Below are 22,353 nucleotides of genomic sequence, written 5' to 3'. Positions count from 1 at the left end.
CTCAGCGCTCTTGTTTGTCGAGGAGGAGGCAGGCGACGCCGATGAAGAGCCCGGCGAAGCCGGCGATGATCAGCGCCTCGCGCCACAGGTCGGCGATCCCCAGCCCCTTGGCGAAGACGCCGATCGAGATGGTCTGGAACCACGAGGTCGGAAAGGCGAAGCCGACGACCTTCGCCGCCCCCTCGAGCGAGGAGACCGGATTGAGGAAGCCCGAGAAGTTCACCGCCGGGACGACCGACAGGATGGCGACGGCGAAGATCGCCGCGACCTGACTGCGCACCAGCGTCGAGACGAGCAGGCCGAAGCCGGTCGCCGCCAGCACGTAGAGCAGCGCCCCGAGCGTCAGTGTGGCGACCGAGCCGCGCAACGGCACGCCGAAGAACACCATGGCCGCGAGCGTCAGCGTCGCGAAACTCACCATGCCGACGGCGACGTACGGGAGCTGCTTGCCGATCAGGAACTCGGCGACGCGGGCGGGCGAGGCCTGGACGTTGGCGAAGGAGCCGACCTCGCGTTCGCGCACCACGCCGACCGCGGTCATCGCGCCGGGGATCAGCACCAGGAGCAGCATGATGACGCCGGGGGTGATGGCGTCGACCGAGCGGAAGGCCTGATTGTAGGCGAAGCGCGGCACGACCGAGACCAGGCTCGTCGACGCCGTGCCGGGGCCGCGGATCTCGGCCGAGAGCTTGGTGGCGAAGTCGATCGTCACCCCCTCGACATAGCCGCGCACCGTCTCGGCGCGGAACGTGTTGGCGCCATCGATCTCGACCGCCACCGCCGGACGACGACCGGCGAGGAAGTCGCGGCCGAAGCCGGGCGGGATGGCGAGGACGAAGCGCAGATCGCCGTTCTTGAGGCGCCGGTCGGTCTCCGCCTCGCTCGTCACGGCGGCGCGGCGCTGGAACCAGCGGCTGCCGTCGAAGGCCTCGACGAGGCGGCGGCTCTCGATCGACTGGTCGCGGTCGAAGACGGCGAAGGGCAGATGCTCGACGTCGAAGGAGACGCCGAAGGCGAAGAGCACCATCAGCAGCAGCGAACCGAGTACCGCGAAGGAGAGCCGCACCGGATCGCGCCGGATCTCCAGCGCCTCGCGCCGCGCAAAGGCCAGCGTCCGCCCGATCGCCCCGGCGTTGCCGGGTGTCGACGCGGGATCCGCGGCCACGGCGAGCGGCGCGTCGACGGGACGATCCTCGCGGCCGCCGCCGGCGGCGATCAGCGCGTCGATGAAGGCGTCTTCGAGGCTCGCGGCGCCGGCCTTCTCGACGAGATCGCGCGGCCGGCCGACCGCCAGCACGCGGCCCTGATGCATCAGCGAGATGCGGTCGCAGCGCTCGGCCTCGTTCATGAAGTGGGTCGAGACGAAGATCGTCACGCCGTCGCGCCGCGACAGTTCGGCGAGATGGCGCCAGAAGGCGTCGCGCGCCCGCGGGTCGACGCCCGAGGTCGGCTCGTCGAGGATCAGCACCTCGGGCCGATGCAGGCAGGCGGCGGCGAGCTGCAACCGTTGCCGCCGGCCGAGCGGCAGCGCGGCGGGCGAGGCGTCGGCATCCTCCACGAGGTCGAAACGCTCGAGCGCTTCGGCGACGCGCGAGGCGACGTCGTCTTCCGCCACGCGGTAGAGCCGGGCATGGAGCCGCAGGTTCTCGGCGACGGTCAGTTCCTCCCACAGCGAGAAACTCTGCGAGACGTAGCCGACGCGCAGCCGGACCGAGACGTCGTTCGCCTCGATCGGCCGACCGAGCAGGGTCGCGTGGCCGGAGGACGCCGGCAGGAGCCCCGTCAGCATCTTCATCGTCGTCGTCTTGCCGCAGCCGTTCGAGCCGAGGAAGCCGAAGATCTCGCCGCGCGGAATGGCGAAGGAGACGTCGTCGACCGCGACGAAGTCGCCGAAGCGCCGCGTCAGCCCGTGTGCCTCGATGGCGATCTCGTCGCTCTTGCCGGCGAAGGGTGGCATGACGAAGCCCGTGGCCGCGCCCGAAGGTCCCGACTGCAACGCCGCGAAGGCGCCCTCGAGATCGGCGGCGCCGGTCTTCGCGACGATCGCCGCCGGGGCGCCGTCGGCGATGACGCGGCCGTCGTCGATCGCCACTACCCGGTCGAACCGCGCCGCCTCCTCCATGTAGGCGGTGGCGACCAGCACCGTCATCCCCGGCCGCGAGGCGCGGATCTCGCCGACGAGGTCCCAGAACTGGCGGCGCGACAAGGGATCGACGCCGGTCGTCGGCTCGTCGAGGACGAGCAGGTCGGGGTCGTGGACCAGCGCGCAGCAGAGCGACAGCTTCTGCTTCATGCCGCCGGAGAGCTTGCCGGCCGCCCGGTCGGGGAAGGGATCGAGCCCGGTCGCGCGCAGGAGCCGCTCGATGCGGGCGCCGCGCGCCGCGGCGTCGAGGCCGAAGAGCCGGGCGTGGAAGTCGATGTTCTCGGCGACCGACAACGTCGGATAGAGATTGCGCCCGAGCCCCTGCGGCATGTAGGCGACGCGCCTTGCGACCGCGTCGCGCCAGGACGCCTCGCGCATCGAGCCGCCGAAGACGTCGATCGTGCCCGTCTGCATCCGCCGCACGCCGACCAGCAGACCGAGCAGTGTCGACTTGCCGACGCCGTCCGGTCCGATGATCGCCGTCGCGGTACCCGCCTCGAAGGAGAGCGTCACGCCGTCGAGCGCGGCACGGTCGCCGTAGCGATGCTCCACCCCGGCGAGCGCCAGCACCGGGCGCGGCTCGCCGTCGGCGGTGGTCATCGCGTCGCCTCCGGCTTCGGCGGCAGTTTCGGCTCGAGCGAGGCCGGCCACGCGGCGCCCGGTTCGGTCAGGAAATGGGCGGTACCGGTCAGGCCCGACTTGACGTAGTCGCGCCAGGCGTCGAGCAGGGCGGGGTCGATCCGCGCCTTGACCCGATACATCAGCTTGTCGCGCTCGTCGGCGGTCTCGACCGTCTTCGGCGTGAACTGCGCCTCCGCCGCGACGAAGGAGACCGTCGCCGGGATCACCCAGTCGGGCGCGGCGTCGAGCACGATGCGCACCGGCGCACCGAGCTTCACCCGCCCGAGCGAACGCGTCGGCAGGAACACCGTCATGGTGACGTCGGTGAGATCGAGCAGCGTGACGATCTTGCCGCCGGCGCCCAGCACCGCGCCGGGATCGACGAGGCGATATTCGACGCGGCCGGCGACCGGCGCCTTCAGCACCATGTCGTCGAGATTGGCCTGGATCTGGGCGACCTGCGCCTCGGCGACGTCGCGCATCGCCTCGGCATCGGCGACGCCGGCACGCGCTGCGGCGACGGTCGCGGCGGCGACGTCGCGCTGCGCCTTGCGCTGGTCGAGGAGGGCCTGTGGGCTCACCGCCTTGTCGAGGAGATCGGCCGAGCGCTGCATCTGGATCTCGGCGAGCGCCAGATTGGCCTCGGCCGAGGCGACGTCGGCCCGCGCCTTGGCGATCGCCTGACCGGCGCGCGCGACGTTGGCTCGTGCCGAGGCGCGTTGGGCGAGCAGATCGGAGACGTCCATCTCGGCGACGATCGCGCCCTTCGCCACCATGTCGCCCTCGGAAACCTCGAGCTTCGCGAGCCGCCCCGGCAGTTTGGTGGCGATGTCGCGTCGTTCGACCTCGAGCCGGCCGTTGGTCGACGTGACCCCCGCCGGCCCGCGCGTCGAGGTTGTGGCGATCTGGACACCGACGATCAGGAGGGCGAGCGCCGCCCCGGCGAGAACCCATGCGATGGTTTTCTTCATGGCGTGCTCCAGCGGATCCGCCTGCCGGGACACGCGCCCCAGCGTCTTTTCCCGGGCGCGACGCGCACACGGGAACGAATACCCTCGCATCAGACATATTACTTTGCCGCGAGCCCTCCCATAGGCTCGAACCCGGATCGTGGTAAGGCGGACGAGGCAGGGGAGGGCCGGGCGGCGCCGGCCGTGGCGCTCATGCGGGGTCGAGAGCGCCCGCCTCGTCGAGGGTCGAGCGCGTCGTCCCGTCGTGGCCGACGAGGATCGCCGCGATGTGGTGACGCCGCGCCAGCGCGATGCCGGCCTCGAGCCCCGCGACCATCAGCGCCGTCGCCCATGCGTCGGCCACCATGCAGCGCTCGGCGAGAACCGTCGCCTGCGCCACGTCGCCGACGAGCGGCCGGCCGGCGCGCGGATCCATCGTGTGGCTCACCTCCCGCCCGTCGATCTCGTGGACGTGGCGATAGTCGCCCGAGGTCGCGATGCTCATGTCGGCGAGTTCGAGTACCCCGGAAAGCGCACGCTCGTTCCGGTCCGGTCGTTCCTGGCCGACGATCCAGCGGCTGCCGTCCGGCTTCGGCCCGCCCGCCCGCATCTCGCCGTCGATGCCGACGAGGAAGGACGTGATGCCGAAGGCCGCCATCACGTCGGCCATGCGGTCGACGCCGTGGCCCTTGGCGATACCGGCGAGATCGATGGCGATCGGCGCGAGGCGGCGGGCCCGGCCGCCGACCGGATCGAGCTGCAACGCCTTCGGCGAGACGATCCGCGCCCCGCCGGAAAGGGCGGCGATGCCCTGCGGGTCGGGTGTCCGTCGGCCGTGGCCGAAGCCGTGGGCGCGGACGAGGTCGCCGACGCCGACGTCGAAGGCACCGTCCGAGAGGTCGCCGATCGCCAAGGCCGTATCGAGCACCGTGAAGAGACCGGGCGGCAGCACCAGCCATTCGCCGACCGGCGCGCGGACGAGCCGTTCGACGACCGAGTCCAGCCGCCAGTTGGAGGCCTCGTTCTCCACCGCCTCGACCTCGGCGGCGAGCGCCGCGGAAAGCGCCGCGACGTCGAAGGCCTCGTCGGCGAAGAAGACCGCCGACCAGCGCGCGCCCATCGCCGGGCCGGAGAGGGCCCGGCGGACGAGGGGCTGCGCGCCTTCAGTAGATGTCTTCGACATAGCGGCCCCCGGCGCGCAGCGTGGCGAGGTCGAGCCCGAGCGGGCGGACGATGCGGTCGAGCGTATGGGCGACCGCCTGACCCATGTCGCGGCTGCCGCAGACCAGGATCTGGGCGCCGTGGCGGACGAGCTCGCGGAAGTGGAGTTCGTCGGCGGCGATGCGGTCCTGGACATAGGCACCCGAGCGCGGGTCGCGGGAGAAGGCGGTGACGAGCGAGGTCAACCGCTTCTCGGCGAGCGCCTGGACGAGTTCGTCCTCGTAGAGGAAGTCGGAGGCGGGCGACCGGCCGCCCCAGTAGAGATGGACGGGCCGCGATCCGTCGCTCTCGCGCACGAAGCCGGCGAGCGGTCCGAGGCCGGCGCCGGCGCCGATCAGGATCAGCGACGGCGCCGCTTCGCTCGGCCGGAACGACGGGTTCTCGCGCACGAAGGCCTCGATCCGGTCGCCGGGCTCCAGCGCATGCAGCGCCGTCGAGACGAGACCACCGGGCATCAGCCGGACGCAGATCTCGACGATCCCGTCGCGCGCCGAGGAGGCGAGCGAATAGAAGCGCGGGATGGACGCGTTCGGGTGCATCACGCCGAGGAGGTCGCCCGCCTCGAAGGCCGGGAGCCTGCCGGGACGGCCGCGGGCGTCGTCGCGCGGCGCGGCGAAGCGCAGGATCGCCACCGGCGCGCCGACGGCCTCGCCGTAGTCCTCGCGCTCGACGAGTTCCAGCGCGGTGGTCGCGGGCCGTTCGGCGACGTGTTCGAGCACGAGCTCGTGGCCGAGCGCACGGCCGAGGTCGCGACCCCACTGGGCGAATTCCTGCGCCGAGCGGCGGTCGATGCGCTTGGTCTCGACGAGGAGCGGGAAGCCCTTCGCCTCGAGCGCCGCCGCGACGGTGCGGGCATAGCCGCAGAAGTCGGTGAAGGTGCGATCGCCGAAACCGAGGACCGCGACGGGCGGCCGCGCTTCGATCGTCGCCAGCCGGTCGAGGAAGCGGGCGGCCGAGGCCGGCGCGCCGCCGTCGCCCCAGGTGGCGGCGAGGATCAGCACACGCTGGGCGCGGAAATGCGCTTCGCCGGCGGCGTTCATGTCGGCGACGTGGACGGCATGGCCCTCGGCGGTGAGTGCCGCGGCGAGCGTCGCGGCGAAACCGCGGGTCGAACCGCCGTCGGAGCCGACGAGGACGACCGTGTCGGCGGCTTCCACCGCGACCGAGGCGAGGGCCGCGGCCGGCCGGCGGCGACGCCACCACAGGAGAACGCCGGTGGCGCCGAGCAGCGGCACCATGGCGGCGGAGAGCCCGAGCACCAGGCCGAGGGCAGCGGCGCCGCGGCCGGTGTGGACCATGCGGACGATGCCGTCGATCCGGTCGACGACGGTCGCCGGAGCAGACGCGATCACCCGGCCGGTCGCCGGATCGATCGCCGCTTCGCCGGCGGCGGTGCGCAGGCGGACAGTGTCGGCCGGGTCGGTCGGATCGGCGAGCGTCAGCTCGCGCAGGTCGGCGACGTCGACGGTGCGGAGCGCCGCGAGCCGTCCGATCGGAAGCGCCGTGCCACCGCTCGCGGTCGCGGTCTCGACCGACGCCGCCTCGGGGAGGAAGCCGAAGGTCGAGGCCGACATCCACAGGCCGGTGAGCGAGGAGACGATCAGGCCGATCGCCGCGATCCGCGCCGCCTCTCCGTGCAGCCGCTCCGCCGTCGAGCCGCGGACCGGACGCGTCAGCGCCCGCCAGCCGCCCATGCGGCGGGCGAGCAGCGCGAGGCCGGAGACGACGACGACGATCATCGCGAGCGCCGAGATCGCCGCGGCGATCCGGCCGTCGGAACCGAAGCCGAAGGCGCGGTGGAGATCGGTCAGGAAACGCAGGTTCGACGACGGGGCATAGGGGCCGAGGCCCGCCCCGGTCGCCGGGTCGATCCGTTCGACGCCCGACGCCTCACCGTCGGTGACGCTCGCGGTGACGACGCCGGTCGCCCTGACCCGGATCGAGGCGACCGCCTCGTGACGGGCGGAAACCGCGGCGGCGAGGTCGGCGACCGACGTGCCGCGGGTGATCGCGGGCGTCGACAGCCGGTCGAGTGTCGGCACGACGGAGAGCACCGCGCCCGTCGCGGCGGTGACCGCGAGGGCGACGGCGAGAACGAGACCGGGCAGCGAATGGAGGCGGCGGAGCATGATCGATCCTCGGTTCAGAACGTGACCTTGAGCGACTTGACGTAGCCCTTGCCGGCGACCGGCTTGCCCGACTGGCCGGCGGAGAGCGGCACCACGGCGTCAGCGGAGACGTCGCGGCCGTCCTCGACGGCGGTGTCGACATGGACCGCGTAGCCGGCGTCGATCAGGGCGTCGGCGACGTCGACGGTGATCTTGAGCGTCCGGCCGGAGCCGATGCTGGCACCGGTGATGCCGTCGACTTCCGTGGCGCGGCCGCCGGAGGCGCGCTGCCAGTCGGCGAGGTGGCGCCAGTACTTGGCGCGGTCACCCGCCATCCACAGCGTGCCCTTGTACTTGCCGGAGGCGTCGGCGACCCAGACGACGGCATAGGCGCCGGGGCCGCCGTAGGCCTTCATCGTCGTCTCGATCGTCAAGGACCGCGCGGCGGCCATCGTCGGGGCGACGAAGGCGGCGGTGGCGGCGGCGACGGGCAGAACGAACTTCATGGGGTGAACTCCTCGGGAAACGGTGGGACGGTCGGTCATCAGTTCACCTCGACCTTCGGCCGGGCCTTGCCCTGGAAGAGGCCGTTGTCGGGAACCGGCGTCGAAGGATCGCTCGGACCGGTCACCGGCATGCGGCCACCGCCGCGACCTTCGCCGCGCGCACCGTCGTCGTCGTCGTCATCGTCGTCGTGATGGTCGCGGTGGTGCTTGCGGCCGTGATGGTCGCGATCGCCGTCGCGGCGGTGGTCGCCGGCGACGCGGAAAGAGGTGTCGTCGGACGCTTCGGCGCGGGCGGCATGGTGCTCGCCGCGAGCGAGGTGGTCGGCGATGTCCGGGGTCGAAGCGATCGCGGCACCGGCGGCGGTGCCGGCGAGAAGGGCCGCGACGAGGGCGAGGGAGGTCTTCATCGGGTGGGTCTCCGGTTGCGTTGACCGGAGCACCCTGACGCGGCGACCTGACGCCGACCTGACGTCGGCGTCAGTCGGCCTTCAGCTTCGCGTCAGCTTCGCGGCCGGATCGGCGAAACGCACCCGGGCGAGGAAGCCGTCGGTGCGGCCGGGGACCGGCGACGACATGTCGAAGGTCGCGCCGGCGCCCCGGCAGATCGCCGCGACGATGGCGAGGCCGAGGCCCGAGCCCTCGGCGGTGCTGCCGCCGCGCTCGAAGCGTCGGCCGAGCCGGGCGAGCACGTCCGGCGCCAGTGCCGGCCCGTCGGTCTCGACCTCCAGCACCCGGCCGTCGAAGCGCAGCACGATACGGCCCTCCGGATCGCCGTGGATGGCGGCGTTCTCGACGAGGTTGCGCACCAGGATGGCGAAGGCGTCGGCATCGACGTCGAGCGCCGCGCCGCCGTCGGCCGGAGTCTCGATCGTCAGCCGGTCGGCGATGTCGCGCCGCCGGTCGATCTCCTCGACGACGAGGGCGAGCACGGCCCCGAGCTGCGCCGGCTTCTCGGCGAGCAGTCCGCCGCCCTCGGCCTTGGCGAGTTGCAGCAGCTTCTCGGAGAGCGACGACAGTCGCCGCAGCGAGGCGGCGACGGCGCGCAGCCGCGCCCGCGGGTCGTCGCCCTCGATCTCGGCGGCGAGGCGTTGGGTCTGGGCCAGCGCCGCGGCGATCGGCGTCCGGAGTTCGTGGGCGGCATTGGCGGTGAAGCTGCGTTCGGCCTCGAGCGCGCCGCGCAGCCTCTCCATCAGCGCGTCGACCGCCTCGGCGATCGGCGCGATCTCGGTCGGCAGGCCGGCTTCGCCGAGCGGCTCGAGATTGCCGCGCCCGCGCGAGTGGATCCGGTCGCGGAAGGCGAGGACCGGCCGCAGCGCCGCGCGGCCGACGAGATGGACGGCGAGGAGCGCGATCGGCACCAGTGCCGCGAGCGGCAGGAGGAGGCCGAGGACGGCACCGCGCAGCGCCGCGGCGCGATGGGCCACGGGCTCGACCGTCGTCACCCGGATCGAGCCCTTCACGGCCGCTTCCGAATAGAGCCGCAAGCCGTCGACCGTGGCGAAACCGTCGGCGAGATCCTTCGGGATCCGCGCCGGCGTGGCGTCGCTCGACTGGAGGAGATCGTTGCCCGCGGCATCGCGGACGACATAGGTGATCGTCTCTCGATGCGGCCCGAGCGGCGGCAGGTGCTGCGGCTGGTCGCCCTCTTCGCGCGACAGGACTTCGGAATAGGCGAGCGGCAGGATGCGCTGGGCGACCTCCTGCAGGGCGCTGTCGAAGATCTCGTCGATCTCGTGTTTCAGCGCCAGTCCGGCGACCGTGGCGGCGGCGAGCCACGACAGGACGATCGCCACCGAGAGACCGAGGCCGAGCCGCCGGCCGAGACTGCCCGGACGTCGTGCGCTCATGGCGCCTCCCCCGGCGTGCCGAGCCGATAGCCCATGCCGCGCACCGTCTCGATCGCGTTCGCCCCGAGCTTCTTGCGCAGCCGCGCGACATGGACCTCGATCGTGTTGCTCTCCACCTCGGCATCGAAGGAATAGAGCCGTTCCTCGAGCCGCGCCTTGGAGATCAGCTGGTTGGGGTTCTGCACGAAGGCCTCGAACAGCGACCACTCGCGCTGGGTCAGGCGGATCGGCTTGCCGGCTCGATGGACCGAGCGGGCGGCGAGGTCGACGTCGAGATCGCCGACCACGACCAGCGGATTGGGATTGCCGGAATAGCGCCGCCCGACCGCGCGGATGCGGGCGGAGAGTTCGGCGAGATCGAAGGGCTTGACCAGATAGTCGTCGGCGCCGGCATCGAGCGCGGCGATCCGGTCGGAGATCTGGTCGCGCGCGGTGAGCACCACGACCGGCGTGACGTCGCCCGCCGCCCGCAGCGCCTTGAGGAAGTCGAGGCCGCGGCCGTCGGGCAACATCAGGTCGAGCAGGACGAGATCGAACACGCCGGTGCGCCGCGCCGCGTCGGCATCGGCGAGGCGGGTCACGCGGTCGGCCGAATGGCCCTCGGCGACGACGTGGTCGTTCACGGCCTGGCCGAGAACGAGGTCGTCTTCGATCACCAGAATGCGCATGGTCCGCCTCGAACGCCTTCGTGCCCGTTCCCCCGGAGCCCGGACGCGGGTCCGGACTTCCCGCACGGCGTGCGGGAATCGGCCGCGCCGGGTGTGATCGGCCGATCACATCATTAATACGGGCGGACGGCGCCTGCGTCGGGTATTTTGTCGAGATCCTTCAGGTCGGCGTCAGGTGATTGTGTTCCGATGGCCGCGAATTGGGAGACCATGCCCCGTGTTTCGTCGTCCGACCGTCCTCGCACTCGCCGTCCTCGCCGCCGCGCTCGCCCTCGCGACGCCGTCCGTCTCGCGCGCCGAAGACCGCTGTGCCGTGCCGCTCGCCGACTGGCAGCCGCGCGAGGCGCTGAAGGCCAAGCTCGAAGGGGCCGGCTGGAGCGTCCTCAAGATCCGCGCCGACGACGGCTGCTACAAGGTCCTGGCGGTCGACCCCGACGGCCGCACGGTGAAGTCCCGCTTCGACCCGGCGACGCTCGAGCGCGTCGAAGGCCGCGGTCACGACGGCCACGGTCGTCGCCACGGCCGCGACGGCGAGGACGACCAGGACTGAGCGCTCTTCGGAAGAGTCTTGCGATTGCCGTCGAAGGCGGCGATCGGAAGCGACCACTCTCCGTCTTCCTGCGACCAGAAGCCGGATTTTCCGTCTGCGATCGAACGGCGAGACGGCGCGACCATGTGGAAGAGAGACGGGCTTGAACCGCCCCTAGATTTCTGGACGCCTTCTTCCCTAAATTTGAGGCAAGGAGGCCCCCGATGGGCAAAGCGAACTTCACCGAGGATTTCAAACGCGACGCCGTCCTTCAGATCACCGAGCGTGGCTATCCGGTCGCGGAGGTGGCTGCGCGGCTGGGGATCAGCAAGTACTCGCTCTATGAATGGAGGAAGCGGTACGGCAAGCCTGCCGTCGCCGCCCGTGATGACGAACAAGCCGTCGAGGTGCGGCGGCTGAAGCGCGAGCTGCAGCGCGTGACGGAGGAGCGCGACATCCTAAAAAAAGCCGCCGCGTGACTATCGCCAGGGATGCAAAGTGAAGTACGCGTTCATCGCCGGCTGTTTTCGATCCGCGCCATGTGTCGGTGCCTCTGTGTCCAGCCCAGCGGCTTCTACGCCTGGTTGAAGTACCCGCTCTGAGCAGGCGGACGCAGGAAGACCTCCGACAGACCGAGCTGATCCGTGCGGCGTGGAGCGAGAGCGGTAAGGTCTATGGCCATCGCAAGCTCCACGACGACCCGGCGGACATGGGCGAGAGCTGCAGTCCCAATCGGGTTGCACGGCTGACGCGGCTCGCGGGCATCCGGGCGCAGATCGGCTACAAGTGCCGCCCCGGCCAATATGGAGGCAGACCGTCTCTGGCGATCGACAACACGCTCGATCGCCGGTTTGATCCGGAGGTGCCCGACAAGGCCTGGGTGACAGACATCACGTACATCCGCACCCACGAAGGCTTCGCCTATCTGGCGGTCGTGATCGACTTATTCTCCCGCCGCGTCGTCGGCTGGTCCATGCAGGCCCGGCAGACGACCCACGTCGTGCTTCAGGCGCTGCTGGCCGCCGTCTGGCGACGCAAGCCGAAGGGCCGCGTGCTGGTGCATTCGGACCAGGGAAGCCAGTTCACGAGCGTGGAGTGGGCTTCATTCCTGAAGCACCATGATCTGCGGCCCTCGATGAGCCGTCGCGGCAACTGCCATGACAACGCCGTGGCCGAGAGCTTCTTCAACCTGCTCAAGCGAGAGCGAATCCGCCGTAAGGTCTACCGCACGCGGGATGAGGCGCGCCGGGACGTCTTCGATTACATCGAGATGTTCTACAACCCCACCCGGAAGCACGCCAGGAACGGGATGCTGTCGCCGATCGAGTTCGAACGGCAGCACAAAGCGAACCCCGAAGGCGTCTAGAAAACTCGGGGCGGTTCACTTCCACTCTCGAGCCTTGACCGGCGGGTTCCGAATCAGGTCTTCGTTCAGCAATATCCGAAAGAGGCTTCGGCGATGCCGCGCTTCGTCTTCTCCTCGTCGGCGGGGCACCTTTTCGGCCTGCTCCTTTCGCTCGCCACACTGGTCTCCGCTGTCACGCCGGCGTCGCCCACCGACACCACCGGCGCGGTGAGGCCCGCCGATCCAGCGACCTTCCGGCGTTCCGGACCGGCCGATTTCTCCGGCTTCGATCGGCTTGAGGCGTTCCGACGGATGCATGCCCGGCTCAGCGCCGAATACGCTTTCACCGACTGGAAGCACATCGACTGGCCGGTGCTGTTCGCCCGCAGTCTGCCGGCGGTCGAACGCGCTGCTCGCGACGGCGATCCGAAGGCCTTTCGGGCGGCGTTACGCGCCTATGTCTCGGGGATTGACGACGGTCACGTCAACCTGCCGCGCAATGACGCGGTGGCGCCGCTGGATGACGCGCTGCTGGAGGAGCGCTCGGGCGCGACCTTCGGGCTCGATCTTGTCGGCCTTGACGACGGCAGGGTGATCGTCGTGCGGACCACGCCCGACCGTCCCGCGGCACGCGCCGGAGTGCCGGTCGGCGCCGAGATCCTGCGTTGGAACGACCGGCCGATTGGCGATGCCGTCGCCGCCGTCGATCTCGGCTCCCTGGTCGCCGCTGCCCGCGTTGCCACCGACGGCCATCGGCGGCTCGAACGCCTGCGGCTCATCGGTCGGGCGCCGCTCGGCACCGCCATCGAGATCGATCTGCGCGGACCGGGGACGACAGTAGAGCAGCGAGTCCGCCTGACGGCCGAGAGCGACGGACCGCAGGCACTCGCCGGCCTCGCCCCACACCTCGACCTCAACGAACAGGCGATCACCGTCCGGCAGATCGGCAAGCACGGCTACATTCGCCTCACCGCACTTGCCGATCTTTCCAATCTCGGCGCCTGGCCCGAGGCGATCTGGACCGCCTACGCGACGGCGCTGCGCGATTTTGCCGCCGCCGGTGTCCATGGCCTGGTGCTCGATATCCGCGGCAATCACGGCGGCTGGGACCTGTTGGCGATGCGGATCTGCGGCACCCTGCGCCGCACGCCGGTCTTCTACGAGGCAACCGAGATCTACGATGCGGCAGCCGGTGGCCTCCGCCGCCTGACCGTCGACGACCGCAGCGGCGAGGTTGTTGAAGCGCTGACCGTCGAACCGGAGGAACCGGCCTTCAACGGTCCGGTGATCGCCCTGATCGACACGATGACGATCTCCAGTGGCGAGGGCTTGGCTCACTGTGTCGTCGGCCGGCCGGGCGGCGAGACCCTCGGGCATTACGCCACCCGCGGCTCCTTCGGTCTCGCCGGCGGCGAGATCCGGCTGCCGGATGGCAACGTCGTCCATTATCCGGATGGGCGTGCCGTCGATGCGGCGGGCACCGTGCTGATCGACAGCCGCGACGGCGTCGGCGGCGTGGCCCCGAGCATCCGGATCCCGGTCACTGCCGAGACGGCGCTCGCCGAGGCGAAGGGTGAGGACGTCCTGCTGGCCGAGGCGTTGCGCCGGTTGGACGCCGCGCCGCCATCGCCACCGTGAGTGTGGTGACCCCGTTCTTGGCCTTGATTTGCAGGAGATGATTTTCATGCCGCCGATCTGAGCGACAAGCCTGTCTTGCTGCACGGCATCGATTTCCGGTTTTGTTTTTGGCGCAACCTGACAAGGACTGGCGTTGCCCCCGGTTTGTCCCCGTCCATGACCGGAATCCGTTCTGGTTCTGGTCCGCTCGGGACCGTGCTGCAAACTCGTTCGGGGTGAGCCCGTCGAGGCTCGTGTGGGGTCGTTCGGTGTCGTCGTCGGTTCTCCACTCCTCGATGACGTGGCGGGCATGGGCCAGCCCACGGAACAGTGTCTCGTTCAGGCACTCGTCTCGGAAGCGCCCGTTGAGGCTCTCGACGAAGCCGTGTCTCGCATCGGCTCGCCGAACCACTTCCACAGGGAGATCGTGGCGCTCAATTCCGGCCGTCGTGACGCCTTCCATTCCTTCGATCCGTCGATCTTGAAGGTGATGAACTTGTTCCAGAGCGCGTCGATGGGGGCGGTCGCCCTGACGGCGGGACCGACCGATGGCGATGACATGTCGATGCTCGAAACCGCCCGGGGCGCCAAATCGACGAGCCTGTCGTTGAGCGTCGCGAGCGCGGAGGTGAGATTGGCGGCAAACTCGTTCGAGACGGGCGGAGTGGTCTGCGAGGGCTGGGAAATGGGGTTCGGCTCGACCGTCGGGCTGGGCATCCGCTCCCGATTGCCGGAAAATTTCGGTGAGACCTCAGGCAGGGGGCGGCGCCGCAATCCCACCGCCTTCAGACCTCGGTCGATCAATCCGCGATCGCCGACGAGCGCATCCTGCCGCAGACGCTCCGCCTTCTCGGCGTGGAAGCGGACGAAGGCGCGTGAGAGAGCCTCGTTGATCTCGGCTTCGAGCGGAGAGCCGACGTCGATTTCGATGCCGACGTCGTGGGCGATCCGGCAGACCGCTTGCGGGTCGAGAATACCGCCGACCTCGAACTGACGATCGACGGCGCCGGCGGCAATTTTCTCGTGATGGCGGATCTGAGCCTTGCGGTCGCCACCAGCCGGAGTGAGCGCGAAGGGGAGCGTCTCCCGATCTCGCCTGTCGAGCCGGTCGAGGTCGGCGAGATAGGCTTCGGTGAGCGCTCGAATGTCGGCGGCAGTGAGTTTCGGGTCGGCGCGCACTTTCATGAACAGCATCTCCGTCAGCGCCCGGGCATTGGATGCACGTCGACGGATGTCTGCTGCCGAGCCCGTGCCGAGGCTCCTGACTATTTCAGCGCAAATGAAGCGATGCGCAAGGTCGGCGGGTACGCGGCGCCTGAAGAGGGGATGCTTGGCGGGTCGATCGACGACGCCGGGCATGGCTGTCCGAGCCGATCTCCAGGTCCGAGAGATTGGTAACCGATGTGTCCCCACGTGATCCGGGCGGGTCGTGTGGACCCGTTTGTGGACCAACGTGTGGACCGAGCGCGAAAGAGCGAAAGCCCGAGAATTTCTTCTGGGAAATCGTTTCTTTTCAAGGGCTTGCGAGAAATTGGCTGGGGGACCTGGATTCGAACCAAGACTAACGGAGTCAGAGTCCGCTGTTCTACCGTTAAACTATCCCCCAGCAGGCGGAGCGGCGAAGCGCTGCCGGCCGGTGCGGGCCTAACTAGCCGATCGAACCGCGCCGCGCAAGTGCCCTCGTCAGCCTTTTGCCGACGCAGGTCTCCGATGCACGTTCGAAGACCCCGCCGCGTCCCCGCCGCAGGCCCGGAACCGGCCGCGGAAACCGTGAAATCTCGCCCGCGCGCGGCCATTTCCCGCCGACGACGCTTTGTCGGAGGCCAAACCCCTGTTAGACTGGTCCCGACTTGTGGAAACGTACGCCGTGCGCGCGATCACCGCTGCCGCGGCGTGGAGATGACATTTGGCTGAGAACGGAGACGAACCGCCGGCGGCGGGGCGTCCGGACGCAGGCGCGCGTGGATCGGGGCAGACCAAGCACCGACGTCGCCGCCGGCGGGGAAAGCGCACGCGCTGGGCCTCGGTGGCCAAGCCGACGCCGAAAGGCGGCGAACGCCCCCCCGAATCCGGACGGCCGACGACGGCAGGTCCGCAGACCGCATACGACGCACAGAGTGCTTCGCCCGCGCGGCCGTCGCCGCCGGATATGGGCGCGCGCGCCGCGGAGCCGAGTGATTCGCGTGGTCGCGGCGCCGGAGCGCTTCAGGGTGCACCGGCGGGTTTCGCCGCGACGGGTTTCGACCGTGACGCCACCGATCGGAACGTCGCGGATCGCGGCGGCGATGCCGCTCCCCGCGATTCCGTCGCCCGTCCGCCGCGCGGGCCCGATCGGCGCGAAGAGGTGCGCGGATCGGCCGATCGCGATCGCACCGGCCGTCCTCGCCGCTGGGGGACGCGCGACGAGCGCGACGCGCCGCTCTATGCCGCGCTCGATCTCGGCACCAACAACTGCCGCCTGCTGGTCGCCGAACCCTGGCATCAGAGCTTCCGCGTCGTCGATGCCTTCTCGCGCATCGTGCGGCTGGGCGAGGGCCTTTCGCGCTCCGGCCGGCTGTCGGACGCGGCGCAGGATCGCGCCATCGAGGCCCTCAGGGTCTGCCACGGCAAGCTGCAGGCGCGCGGCATCGTCCGCTCGCGCCTCGTCGCCACCGAGGCCTGCCGCGCCGCGGAGAACGGCGAGGACTTCCTCGCCCGTGTCCGCGCCGAGACCGGCCTGACGCTCGAGATCCTGACACGCGAGACCGAGGCGCGGCTGGCGGTCGCCGGCTGCGCCAACCTGATCGACCGCGCCGCCGACGGTGTGCTGCTCTTCGACATCGGCGGCGGATCGTCGGAACTGGTCTGGCTCGACTTCTCCGAAGGCGCCCGCCGCGGCGGCGATCCGACGCGGCACATTCGCGCCTGGACGTCGCTGCCGGTCGGCGTCGTCACCCTGTCGGAGCGCCACGGCGGCGTCGCGGTCGGGCGCGAGATCTTCGAGGACATGGTGGCCGACGTCGCCGAGCTCCTCGCCGAACACGCGCCCTGGACGGCGATCGACGAGAAGATCGTGCCGGAGCGCTGGCACATGCTGGGCACCTCCGGCACCGTGACGACGCTCGCCGGTGTGCATCTCGGCCTCGCGCGCTATGATCGCCGCCGGGTCGACGGCACCTGGCTCGCCGACGCCGAGGTGGGGGCGATGATCGAACGCCTGCTCGACATGGACTTCGACGATCGCGTCGCCAACCCCTGCATCGGCGGCGATCGTGCCGATCTGGTGCTGGCGGGCTGTGCCATCCTCGAGGCGATCCGGCGGCGCTGGCGCACCGATCGTCTGCGGGTCGCCGATCGCGGCCTGCGCGAGGGCATGTTGACGGAACTGATGCTCGGCGACGGCGTCTGGCGGCGGGGCAACCGCTGGCCGAAGCGCGGCTGAGTCCGAGGAAGAAGAGGACGAACCGTGAGCGAGAATGGCTCCGATGGCGGCAACGGCGCGCCGCGCGCGCTGAAGGTCAAGGTGAAGACGGCCAAGCGCCGCACCGCCTCCTCGACGCGCTGGCTGCAGCGCCAGCTGAACGACCCCTATGTCGTCCGTTCCAAGAAGGACGGCTGGCGGTCGCGCGCCGCCTACAAGCTGATCGAGATCGACGACAAGTACCACATCCTGAAGGCGGGCAACCGCGTGGTCGACCTCGGCTGTGCGCCGGGCGGCTGGTGTCAGGTGGCGGCACAGCGGGTGAAGTCGTCCGACACCGCGCCGCGCGTCGTCGGCATCGACTATCTCGAGATGGGCGGCGTCCCCGGCGCGATCTTCCTGCAGAAGGACTTCCTCGACGAGGACGCGCCCGCGGCCCTCTTCGCGGCGCTGGGTGGCGAGAAGGCCGACGTCGTGCTTTCCGACATGGCGGCGCCGGCGACCGGCCACAAGAAGACCGACCACCTCAAGATCATGCATCTGTGCGAAGTGGCGATCGACTTCGCCCGTACGGTGCTGCGTCCCGGCGGCCACTTCCTCGCCAAGGTGCTGCGCGGCGGCACCGAGAACGAGTTGCTGGCCAACCTCAAGCGCGACTTCGCCCAGGTCCTGCACATCAAGCCGCCGGCGAGCCGTGCCGACAGCTCCGAACTCTACGTCATCGCCAAGGGCTTCCGCGGCGAAGGCCTGATCGAGGAGATCGATCCGGAAGGCGATCCGCGCGACCACGTCGCCTGGATGCCCGATCTCAAGGGCGAGAAGACCAAAGGCTGAGGCGTCTCCGCCTCGTTCCCCGTCGCCCTCACAGCGAACGGCAGGTGAGCGGACCCGAGACCACCGTCGACACTTTTCCGGCGGCCGTGATCTTCACGTCGCGCATGAAGCCGACCGCCGAGGTGTTCTCGGGCGCGGCATGGGGCAGCTTGTAGGCCGCGGTGCAGTCGGGCGGGGTCTGGGCGAGTTCCGCCGGCACCAGTTTCTGCGCCGTCAGCTTGCCCCAGCAGGCGCGATCCTTGACCAGCGAGCAGTTCTCGTAGACTTCGTGGCGATAGACGAGCCGGAGCCCGTCGCCCTCGCCGGAAACGACGAGCGCCTTCGGGTCGGTGCTGATACCGCCGTCGAGACCGCCGAAGACGGTCCCCTCGTGGAGGGACTTGGCGGTCTTCGCATCGAAGACCTGAACGCCGCCGTCGTCTCCGAAGACCAGAAGCAACCCCTTGCGGCCGAGAAGGCTGCGGGTGGCGGGAAGGCTGGTCGCGCCGGCGACCTTGCCCGGCTTGCAGGGCGCATTCGCGGACCTGATGACCAGGGTCTCCGAGTCGCTCTCTTCACGCGGCTCGATACGGACCATCATGTCCGGATAGTAGGTGCATTCCATCACCAACTCGCCGGACAGCTTCGTCTTCTTCGTCGAAGTCGGCGCATCGAGCCCGCTGATCTGGCCGGCGGCCGCGTCGGAGATCCCCGACCATCCGTTCGCGACGAGAATGCCTGCCACTGCGACGAAGGCCCTCACCCTGCTCATCCCCGTTCCTCCCCGTGAACCGTCGATCGGCTCTGCATGGACGGCTCGTCCTACGCAGAATTCCCGATCACAGGCTATCAGGCGGGCGCACGATGGCAACGCCGTCGTGCGGGGGCACGGCGGCGTTTCGATCATCGAGAGGGAACGTCTGTCGATCGAGGTTCAGCGCGCCTCGCTCCAGCAGATCCGGCGCGATCCGACGTAGCGCTCGTGGCGGTCGTAACGCGGCTGGAGCGCACAGACGACGTGGCGGCCGGGGCCGACCATGGCGTCGTCGGCGCGCGCCCAGGGCGAGACCACGGCGCGCTGCGGCCGTTGCCAGCCCGGCGCGCCGTACCAGCGGGCGCCGTAGGCGTCGGTGACGACATGGCCGCCGACGCGGGTCGGCGCCGGCCCGGTGACGAAGCCCGATCCGCTCGAGCCCTCGAAGAGGCCGAAGATGCCGGCTCTCGCCGGCGTCGTCAGGATCGCCGCGCCGATCGCCGCCATCGCGCCCATCGCCAGAATGGATTTCTGAAACATCGCCTGCCCCCCGGTGTCGTGAAACCTATGCGTCCCCGTGCGTGTCGTCGGAACCCTGCCGCGGGAGGGGTGGCGATCGGGTTTACGCAGCGTCGGATCGCCGGCTTCGCGGCGGATTTTCCGGCATTGCGGTGAAGGGAGTGTCGTCGCGATCGCTCCAATTCGAACGATCGCGGCACGGCGCTTGCTGCGACGCCCGCGACACCCCTCCGACGTCGGACATGCGACATGAGCGAAACGCCCCTCGAAGACCTCGTCCTCGGCATCGCCGCGATCGACGACGACCACGCCCAGACCATCGTCGCCTGGAAGGCGGCGCGCGACGCCGCGCCGGAGGCGTTTCTGGAGAAGCTCACCGCCTTCGTCGACGACCTCGAGGCGCATTTCGCTCGCGAGGAAGCACTGATGAAGGCGATCGCCTACAAGGAGATCGCCCATCACGAGGCCGAGCACCGCCGCGTCGTGGCGGAAGGGCGGCGTTTCGTGGCGCAGGTCGCCGCCGGCCGCACGATGATGGCGCGCGCCTATGCGACGGACCTCGTCCCCGACTGGTTCCGACGCCACGTCGTGATGTTCGACAGCGAGGTGGCGCGCGTGGCGAAACTGGCGGGGGGCGGGTGAGGAGACGGCCTCAGGTCAGCGAGCCGACCGGCACGTTCTTCTGGTGGACCGGGGTGCAACGCACATAGGCCTGCCATTCGCCGTTGCCGAGGTTGCCGTAACCGAACTGCAGGATGCCGGGGAACGTCCCCTCGGGGCAGACCGCCGCCTTGCCGAGCGCGTCGCGGATGGCGTTCTGGACCAGTTCGTCTTCGCGCGGACCCGACGGGATCGGCGCTTCCTTGCGGCGCACGTGCGTCCACAGCGCGGCAAAGCCCGACTTGTAGGCATAGTCGATCTCGAGCATCCCGTACGGCGTCGGCCAGGAGACGGCGCGCGTTCCCTCGAAGGACGGCGTGTGATTGCCGCCCGCTTCCGTCATGGCGCAACCGCCGACGGGGAGGAGGAGGAGCGACGCGACGAGGATGTTTCGAAGAGACGCGTGCATGAATGCCTCTGTACAATGAATGCGAGATGTCCCTCGTATAGGTCGGCGAGGATGCGCAATCAATGGTGGTGAAATGGACATCTCGTCGCCGAAGTCGCGAGGCGGGCTCGCCGGGACGACCCCCACATCCCGCGCATGGCGGATGGTCACCCACGAGATTTCGTCGCTCTCTTCCCCTTTCGTCATTTCCGTGTTAACGACCGCCGCCAACTCCGATGAACCACATATCGGAACCGGCTGCGGATCGATCGTGATCCGCCGGCCGGCCTTTCCGCATTTCTGATGAGGACGTTGGCCGATGGCGACCTTCTACGAACCCTCCTATTCCGCCGAAGCGCTCACCTTCGACGACGTGCTCCTGCTGCCCGGTCACTCCGAGGTCATGCCGGGCGAGACCATCGTCCGCTCCAAGGTGACCCGGGAGATCGAGCTCGAGCTGCCGATCCTCTCCTCGGCCATGGACACGGTCACCGAAGCCCGCCTCGCCATCGCCATGGCCCAGGCCGGCGGCATCGGCGTCATCCATCGCAACATGGAGCCCGACGAGCAGGCCGAGCAGGTCCGTCAGGTCAAGAAGTTCGAATCGGGCATGGTCATCAACCCGATCGTCATCGGCCCCGACGCCACGCTCGCCGATGCGCTCGCCCTGATGGCCCGCTACAAGATCTCCGGCATTCCGGTGGTCGAGGACGCCGAACTCGGCGGCTCCCACATCGGCCGTCTGGTCGGCATCCTGACCAACCGCGACGTCCGCTTCGCCTCCAACCCCAACCAGCGCGTCTACGAGCTGATGACTCGTGAGAACCTGGTGACGGTGAAGGAGGGCGTGAGCCAGGAGGAGGCCAAGCGCCTGCTCCATTCCCACCGCATCGAGAAGCTGCTGGTGGTCGACGAACAGTACCGCTGCACCGGCCTCGTCACCGTCAAGGACATCGAGAAGGCGCAGCTCAACCCCAACGCCTCCAAGGACGCTCAGGGTCGCCTGCGCGCTGCCGCCGCCACCACCACCGGCGACAAGGGCTTCGAGCGCGCCGAGCGCCTGATCGACGCCGGCTGTGACCTCCTCGTGGTCGACACCGCCCACGGCCATTCCCAGCACGTGCTGGCCATGGTCGAGCGCGTCAAGCGCCTGTCCAACACCACCCAGGTGCTCGCCGGCAACATCGCCACCAAGGACGCCGCCAAGGCGCTGATCGACGCCGGCGCCGACGCCGTCAAGGTCGGCATCGGCCCGGGCTCGATCTGCACCACCCGCATCGTCGCCGGTGTCGGCGTGCCGCAGCTGACCGCCATCATGGAGGCGGTCTCGGTCGCCCAGGACGCCGGCATCCCGGTGGTCGCCGACGGCGGCATCAAGTATTCGGGCGATCTCGCCAAGGCGCTGGCCGCCGGCGCCTCGGTCGCGATGATCGGCTCGCTGCTCGCCGGTACCGAGGAGAGCCCCGGCGAGGTCTATCTGCACCAGGGTCGCAGCTACAAGGCCTACCGCGGCATGGGCTCGGTCGGCGCCATGGCGCGCGGCTCGGCCGATCGCTACTTCCAGGCGGAAGTGCGCGACACGCTGAAGCTGGTGCCGGAAGGCATCGAGGGTCAGGTCCCCTACAAGGGCCCGCTCTCCGGCGTGCTGCACCAGCTCGCCGGCGGCCTGCGCGCCGCCATGGGCTATGTCGGGGCGAAGACGCTGCCGGAATTCTCCGAGAAGTCCCGCTTCGTCCGTATCTCGGGCGCTTCCCTGCGTGAGAGCCACGTCCACGACGTGACCATCACCCGCGAGAGCCCGAACTACCCGAGCAACATCTGATGACCGCACTCGAGCGACTGCTGATCCTCGCCGTCCTCGCCCAGATGGTCCTGACCATTGCGGTCGGGTTCTGGCTGGGCTGGACGCGCAAGGTCGCGGTCGCCGAGAAGAAGGTCGGCCCGGGCGTGATGCTCTCGCCCGAGGGCTGGCCGAAGCAGGCGCGGGCGGCGTCGAACAACTTCTCCAACCAGTTCGAGCTGCCGGTGCTGTTCTATGCGCTGGCCCTCCTCGCGCTGTGGCTGAAGGCGGTCGGCCCGATCCTCGTCGTGGCGGCGGTGGTCTTCGTGGCGAGCCGCATCGCCCATGCGATCGCCCATTGCGGGCCGAACGACTTGCGTTTCCGCGCGCCGGCCTATTTCGTCGGCGTCGTGGCGGTGATCGTGATGCTGATCGACGTGATCGCGGTCGTCGTCCGCGCCTGAGGGCGGGCGACGCGCGACCG

At 69.8% G+C, this 22,353-nt stretch carries 19 protein-coding genes, 1 tRNA gene and 2 pseudogenes; 8 read left to right on the top strand and 14 right to left on the bottom strand.

Features of this window, described 5'->3' with window-relative positions; all coding sequences use genetic code 11:
- Window position 1: 1 nt before the first annotated feature.
- The 8 genes from rbbA to ACT53U_RS06660 all read right to left on the bottom strand — a co-directional run bounded on the left by rbbA (window position 2) and on the right by ACT53U_RS06660 (window position 10,064).
- Window positions 2-2,743, bottom strand: a complete 2,742-nt coding sequence (rbbA, locus tag ACT53U_RS06695; protein WP_476153650.1) for a ribosome-associated ATPase/putative transporter RbbA — start codon at window positions 2,741-2,743, stop codon at window positions 2-4.
- Window positions 2,740-3,735 carry an HlyD family secretion protein gene (locus tag ACT53U_RS06690; protein WP_476153649.1) on the bottom strand — a complete coding sequence of 332 codons (996 nt, stop codon included), beginning with the start codon at window positions 3,733-3,735 and terminating at the stop codon, window positions 2,740-2,742. Before ACT53U_RS06690 ends, rbbA begins: the two co-directional genes overlap by 4 nt.
- Window positions 3,736-3,925: 190 nt before the next feature.
- Window positions 3,926-4,897, bottom strand: coding sequence for an FAD:protein FMN transferase (locus ACT53U_RS06685; protein WP_476153648.1), 972 nt, complete (start codon window positions 4,895-4,897; stop codon window positions 3,926-3,928).
- Complete coding sequence (locus ACT53U_RS06680; RefSeq protein WP_476153647.1) at window positions 4,878-7,064, bottom strand: PepSY domain-containing protein; 2,187 nt, start codon at window positions 7,062-7,064, stop codon at window positions 4,878-4,880. The genes ACT53U_RS06685 and ACT53U_RS06680 overlap by 20 nt, the downstream gene beginning before the upstream one ends.
- 14 nt (window positions 7,065-7,078) lie before the next feature.
- Entirely contained in the window at window positions 7,079-7,549 is a 471-nt protein-coding gene (locus ACT53U_RS06675) for a DUF2271 domain-containing protein (protein WP_476153646.1), read from the bottom strand.
- Window positions 7,550-7,587: 38 nt separating this feature from the next.
- A complete protein-coding gene (locus tag ACT53U_RS06670) occupies window positions 7,588-7,956 on the bottom strand; it encodes a hypothetical protein (RefSeq protein WP_476153645.1) in 369 nt (122 codons plus the stop codon).
- Window positions 7,957-8,037: 81 nt separating this feature from the next.
- On the bottom strand, window positions 8,038-9,396 hold the full coding sequence (locus ACT53U_RS06665) for an ATP-binding protein (protein WP_476153644.1): 1,359 nt from the start codon (window positions 9,394-9,396) through the stop codon (window positions 8,038-8,040).
- Window positions 9,393-10,064, bottom strand: a complete 672-nt coding sequence (locus tag ACT53U_RS06660; protein ID WP_476153643.1) for a response regulator — start codon at window positions 10,062-10,064, stop codon at window positions 9,393-9,395. Before ACT53U_RS06660 ends, ACT53U_RS06665 begins: the two co-directional genes overlap by 4 nt.
- Before the next feature lie 217 nt (window positions 10,065-10,281).
- Here ACT53U_RS06660 and ACT53U_RS06655 point away from each other — a divergent pair, with 217 nt between their 5' ends.
- The 3 genes and pseudogenes from ACT53U_RS06655 (at window position 10,282) to ACT53U_RS06645 (ending at window position 13,576) form a co-directional block, all read left to right on the top strand.
- Window positions 10,282-10,614, top strand: a complete 333-nt coding sequence (locus ACT53U_RS06655; protein ID WP_476153642.1) for a PepSY domain-containing protein — start codon at window positions 10,282-10,284, stop codon at window positions 10,612-10,614.
- Window positions 10,615-10,817: 203 nt separating this feature from the next.
- Window positions 10,818-11,959, top strand: a pseudogene (locus tag ACT53U_RS06650) (IS3 family transposase).
- 93 nt (window positions 11,960-12,052) lie between these two features.
- Window positions 12,053-13,576, top strand: a complete 1,524-nt coding sequence (locus tag ACT53U_RS06645; RefSeq protein ID WP_476153641.1) for a S41 family peptidase — start codon at window positions 12,053-12,055, stop codon at window positions 13,574-13,576.
- A gap of 184 nt (window positions 13,577-13,760) precedes the next feature.
- On the opposite strand, the pseudogene ACT53U_RS06640 reads toward ACT53U_RS06645, so the two are convergent.
- From ACT53U_RS06640 to ACT53U_RS06630, 3 genes and pseudogenes are all read right to left on the bottom strand, one after another.
- Window positions 13,761-13,946: pseudogene (locus ACT53U_RS06640) on the bottom strand (integrase core domain-containing protein); the annotation flags it as partial.
- Window positions 13,895-14,914, bottom strand: coding sequence for a DUF6538 domain-containing protein (locus ACT53U_RS06635; protein ID WP_476153640.1), 1,020 nt, complete (start codon window positions 14,912-14,914; stop codon window positions 13,895-13,897). The pseudogene ACT53U_RS06640 and the gene ACT53U_RS06635, both read right to left, overlap by 52 nt.
- 173 nt (window positions 14,915-15,087) lie before the next feature.
- Window positions 15,088-15,161: transfer RNA gene (locus ACT53U_RS06630), tRNA-Gln, on the bottom strand.
- A gap of 738 nt (window positions 15,162-15,899) precedes the next feature.
- On the opposite strand from ACT53U_RS06630, the gene ACT53U_RS06625 reads away from it, so the two are divergent.
- Both ACT53U_RS06625 and ACT53U_RS06620 read left to right on the top strand, forming a co-directional pair.
- The gene (locus tag ACT53U_RS06625; RefSeq protein ID WP_476153639.1) at window positions 15,900-16,976 is read left to right on the top strand and encodes a Ppx/GppA phosphatase family protein; all 1,077 of its coding nucleotides are present in this window, start codon (window positions 15,900-15,902) and stop codon (window positions 16,974-16,976) included.
- A gap of 24 nt (window positions 16,977-17,000) precedes the next feature.
- On the top strand, window positions 17,001-17,789 hold the full coding sequence (locus tag ACT53U_RS06620) for an RlmE family RNA methyltransferase (RefSeq protein WP_476153638.1): 789 nt from the start codon (window positions 17,001-17,003) through the stop codon (window positions 17,787-17,789).
- A gap of 28 nt (window positions 17,790-17,817) precedes the next feature.
- Here ACT53U_RS06620 and ACT53U_RS06615 read toward each other — a convergent pair whose 3' ends face one another.
- Window positions 17,818-18,540, bottom strand: a complete 723-nt coding sequence (locus ACT53U_RS06615) for a hypothetical protein (protein WP_476153637.1) — start codon at window positions 18,538-18,540, stop codon at window positions 17,818-17,820.
- 162 nt (window positions 18,541-18,702) lie between these two features.
- On the bottom strand, window positions 18,703-19,062 hold the full coding sequence (locus ACT53U_RS06610; RefSeq protein ID WP_476153636.1) for a hypothetical protein: 360 nt from the start codon (window positions 19,060-19,062) through the stop codon (window positions 18,703-18,705).
- 228 nt (window positions 19,063-19,290) lie between these two features.
- Here ACT53U_RS06610 and ACT53U_RS06605 point away from each other — a divergent pair, with 228 nt between their 5' ends.
- On the top strand, window positions 19,291-19,683 hold the full coding sequence (locus ACT53U_RS06605; RefSeq protein WP_476153635.1) for a bacteriohemerythrin: 393 nt from the start codon (window positions 19,291-19,293) through the stop codon (window positions 19,681-19,683).
- A 10-nt stretch (window positions 19,684-19,693) separates the two neighbouring features.
- Here ACT53U_RS06605 and ACT53U_RS06600 read toward each other — a convergent pair whose 3' ends face one another.
- On the bottom strand, window positions 19,694-20,110 hold the full coding sequence (locus ACT53U_RS06600; RefSeq protein WP_476153634.1) for a hypothetical protein: 417 nt from the start codon (window positions 20,108-20,110) through the stop codon (window positions 19,694-19,696).
- Window positions 20,111-20,408: 298 nt separating this feature from the next.
- Between ACT53U_RS06600 and guaB the strand changes: the two genes are divergently transcribed.
- Entirely contained in the window at window positions 20,409-21,911 is a 1,503-nt protein-coding gene (gene guaB / locus ACT53U_RS06595) for an IMP dehydrogenase (protein WP_476153633.1), read from the top strand.
- Complete coding sequence (locus ACT53U_RS06590; protein WP_476153632.1) at window positions 21,911-22,333, top strand: MAPEG family protein; 423 nt, start codon at window positions 21,911-21,913, stop codon at window positions 22,331-22,333. Before guaB ends, ACT53U_RS06590 begins: the two co-directional genes overlap by 1 nt.
- The last annotated feature ends 20 nt before the right edge of the window (window positions 22,334-22,353 follow it).

Source organism: Pinisolibacter sp. DMC19 (genome assembly GCF_056313985.1).
The sequence above is the reverse complement of the archived record's forward strand: the minus strand, read 5'-3'. Positions and strand labels throughout refer to the sequence as shown.

What these genes read in the sequence shown, in the direction of transcription:
- rbbA (WP_476153650.1), bottom strand. Translation starts at nt 2,743, where the DNA reads ATGACCACCGCCGACGGCGAGCCGCGCCCGGTGCTGGCGCTCGCCGGG.
- ACT53U_RS06645 (WP_476153641.1), top strand. Translation starts at nt 12,053, where the DNA reads ATGCCGCGCTTCGTCTTCTCCTCGTCGGCGGGGCACCTTTTCGGCCTG.
- ACT53U_RS06685 (WP_476153648.1), bottom strand. Translation starts at nt 4,897, where the DNA reads ATGTCGAAGACATCTACTGAAGGCGCGCAGCCCCTCGTCCGCCGGGCC.
- ACT53U_RS06680 (WP_476153647.1), bottom strand. Translation starts at nt 7,064, where the DNA reads ATGCTCCGCCGCCTCCATTCGCTGCCCGGTCTCGTTCTCGCCGTCGCC.
- ACT53U_RS06600 (WP_476153634.1), bottom strand. Translation starts at nt 20,110, where the DNA reads ATGCACGCGTCTCTTCGAAACATCCTCGTCGCGTCGCTCCTCCTCCTC.
- ACT53U_RS06635 (WP_476153640.1), bottom strand. Translation starts at nt 14,914, where the DNA reads ATGCCCGGCGTCGTCGATCGACCCGCCAAGCATCCCCTCTTCAGGCGC.
- ACT53U_RS06605 (WP_476153635.1), top strand. Translation starts at nt 19,291, where the DNA reads ATGAGCGAAACGCCCCTCGAAGACCTCGTCCTCGGCATCGCCGCGATC.
- ACT53U_RS06690 (WP_476153649.1), bottom strand. Translation starts at nt 3,735, where the DNA reads ATGAAGAAAACCATCGCATGGGTTCTCGCCGGGGCGGCGCTCGCCCTC.
- ACT53U_RS06615 (WP_476153637.1), bottom strand. Translation starts at nt 18,540, where the DNA reads ATGAGCAGGGTGAGGGCCTTCGTCGCAGTGGCAGGCATTCTCGTCGCG.
- guaB (WP_476153633.1), top strand. Translation starts at nt 20,409, where the DNA reads ATGGCGACCTTCTACGAACCCTCCTATTCCGCCGAAGCGCTCACCTTC.
- ACT53U_RS06670 (WP_476153645.1), bottom strand. Translation starts at nt 7,956, where the DNA reads ATGAAGACCTCCCTCGCCCTCGTCGCGGCCCTTCTCGCCGGCACCGCC.
- ACT53U_RS06665 (WP_476153644.1), bottom strand. Translation starts at nt 9,396, where the DNA reads ATGAGCGCACGACGTCCGGGCAGTCTCGGCCGGCGGCTCGGCCTCGGT.
- ACT53U_RS06590 (WP_476153632.1), top strand. Translation starts at nt 21,911, where the DNA reads ATGACCGCACTCGAGCGACTGCTGATCCTCGCCGTCCTCGCCCAGATG.
- ACT53U_RS06610 (WP_476153636.1), bottom strand. Translation starts at nt 19,062, where the DNA reads ATGTTTCAGAAATCCATTCTGGCGATGGGCGCGATGGCGGCGATCGGC.
- ACT53U_RS06675 (WP_476153646.1), bottom strand. Translation starts at nt 7,549, where the DNA reads ATGAAGTTCGTTCTGCCCGTCGCCGCCGCCACCGCCGCCTTCGTCGCC.
- ACT53U_RS06660 (WP_476153643.1), bottom strand. Translation starts at nt 10,064, where the DNA reads ATGCGCATTCTGGTGATCGAAGACGACCTCGTTCTCGGCCAGGCCGTG.